Here is a 225-nt window from a genome sequence, read left to right on the forward strand (position 1 = left end):
GATTAGATTAGGGTTATATCCGAAGCGTGATTTAGCTTTAGCAAACTCTGTAACGGCACTTTTGCACTCCGTGATCTCATCGTTCGTATCGCTATCGTCGTCTTTGGTGAATACACTTAAAATTATTTGAGTATTTACGGCCTGATCTTCAATACCTTTTAAAGCCCTATAAATAGAGCCTTTTTTAAAGGTTTGGCTTGCGTCCTTTTTGGCCTTGTATTTTGC

1 pseudogene is annotated in these 225 nt (G+C 38.7%); it reads right to left on the reverse strand.

What is annotated here, in order from left to right:
• A pseudogene (locus UNSWCS_RS12260) lies at positions 1 to 225 on the reverse strand (phage tail protein); the annotation flags it as partial.

The sequence above is a fragment of the Campylobacter concisus UNSWCS genome, assembly GCF_000466685.1.
Lineage (GTDB): Bacteria > Campylobacterota > Campylobacteria > Campylobacterales > Campylobacteraceae > Campylobacter_A > Campylobacter_A concisus_A.